A 1,767-nucleotide genomic window follows, 5' to 3' on the forward strand; every position below is an offset into this window, starting at 1 on the left:
GGTGGCCTTCGCGACGAGCGCGGCGTTCTCCGCCTCGGAGTCCGCCGGGACCGGGCTGCAATAGTCGAACTCCAGCTCCCGGGCGGCCGGACCGTACAGGGGCAACAGGTCGTTGTTCAGGGCGCCCTTGATGCGCTCCAGGCGCGGGACGGTCAGGTACTCGGCGAACCACGCCTTCGACGCCTCGGCCGTGGCCCGGTTGACGTCGTCGACGTCCCCGAGGGCGAACTTCGGGATCCCGAACGCTTCCCGGATCACGTCCCGGGAGACCGAGCGCAGCTCCGCGAACTGCATGTCCCGCTGGGACAGCTTCCGGTCGACCCACTGGCCCTGCTCGATCACCGCGACCCGGTGGGCATTAGCGATGCCCTTGTGCTGCTCGTTCCACCGCGCGGTGAGCTCGTCGAACTCATCGTCGCTCAGCCGCTTGTCGACCTGGATAATCCCGCCCGGCTCGGCCCCGTTGAGGAAGAAATTCCGATTCCACTCGGCGCTGTACCGGGCGGAGTCGAGATCGCTGAGGATCGCCTGCACCGGCCCCATGCCACGGTAGGGGTCGAGGGGGTTGGGCATGCGGAGCTGGATGACGTCCTCGGTGCGCAGCGCGATCTGCTCGCCGCCGGGCCCGGTGTACATGTACCCCGAGAGGAAGTCGGTCGGGTGGGGTACGGGCTGTATGCAGTCCGGTCGGACCGGCCACAGCTCCAGCGGCAGTGGCGACCGCGGGTTCCGCGCGATCACCCACCAGCCCTCGCCGGTCAAGTCGACGTGCTGCTGGACGATTTCGACGTTCTCCTGCCGTGTGTAGAAGGCGTTGGGCTTGTTCCACAAGTCCAAGGCGGCGTGCCGGGTGACCTCGACGCGGTCCTCGTCCAGCCCGCTGGCCGCCTTCCGCCACAGCTTCCACTCCACCTGGGCGGTCGCGTTCGAGGTGCGGTTGACGATGGCGAAGAGGGTCCCGACGCTGCCCATGGCGCGCATCTGTGCCTCGGCACCGGTGGGTTGACGCCATGGCAGAGCAAGGTTCCGCGCGGCCACGTACGGCACGGGGGCCTTCGCGAAGAGGGATCGCAGTGGCGACTTCATCGCGTCTCCCCGGTCAGGTACTCCAGCACCAGCAGGGCCACCCCGGAGGCGGCGAGGCCGGCCGGTGTGCCAAAGGCGGTCCAGGCCGAGGCCGTGAGCGAGCCGAAGCCGGAGAGCGTGAGCACCCCGGTCCGGGCTGCTTTGAGCTTGCCGACGAGTCCAGTCATCAGAGCCTCCGAATGCGTGGGCGGGCGGACAGATCGCGCTCGGCCACGAGGTACCGCATGGCGTCCGCGCCGTGATCGTTTTCCTTCAAGGGCTCTTCCTTCAGCCCGCCGGCCGACCCCGGCTTGACCGCCCACACGTAGCCGACGAGCTCCTCCTCGGTGCACGTCGGCCGCTTCGCGTCGTCCAGCTGCGGGTCCCGCTCGACGACGGCGCCACGCATGACGTACAGCCGGGGCTTCCCGTCGCCGGCCTTGCGGAGGCGGCCTTGTACGGCCTGGATGCCGTCCGTGACGCTCTTGCGGGCCGCGATGGTGCCGATGCCCAGCTCGCGCTCCAGGACGGCCCGGCCCTCGGCGTCGTGGTCGCAGATGATCCCGCGCGGCCGCGGCTCGGTCCACCGGCGGCCGTGGTGGGCGAACCGCTCGGCGCCGACGGGGTGTTCGTAGTCGGGGACGGGTTCGGTGCAGGTGGCCAGGACGTCGCGGGCGTGCTGGTCGACGGTGCGGCGGGTGC

General features: G+C 70.1%; 2 protein-coding genes and 1 pseudogene. All 3 read right to left on the reverse strand.

Going from position 1 to position 1,767, the window contains the following annotated elements; genetic code table 11:
• Positions 1-1,086, reverse strand: a 1,086-nt coding sequence (locus tag I5Q34_RS33185) for a phage portal protein (RefSeq protein WP_199896217.1), incomplete at its 3' end; no start/stop codon positions are given.
• Positions 1,083-1,253: a hypothetical protein gene (locus I5Q34_RS33190; RefSeq protein ID WP_199896218.1), complete on the reverse strand. Its 171-nt coding sequence runs from the start codon at positions 1,251-1,253 to the stop codon at positions 1,083-1,085. The genes I5Q34_RS33185 and I5Q34_RS33190, both read right to left, overlap by 4 nt.
• Positions 1,253-1,767, reverse strand: a pseudogene (locus I5Q34_RS33195) (terminase); the annotation flags it as partial. The pseudogene I5Q34_RS33195 and the gene I5Q34_RS33190, both read right to left, overlap by 1 nt.

It is taken from the genome of Streptomyces sp. AV19 (assembly GCF_015999245.1).
Classification (GTDB): domain Bacteria; phylum Actinomycetota; class Actinomycetes; order Streptomycetales; family Streptomycetaceae; genus Streptomyces.

Excerpts from the sequence above, each read along its gene's own strand:
- I5Q34_RS33190 (WP_199896218.1), bottom strand. The coding sequence starts at position 1,253 with ATGACTGGACTCGTCGGCAAGCTCAAAGCAGCCCGGACCGGGGTGCTC.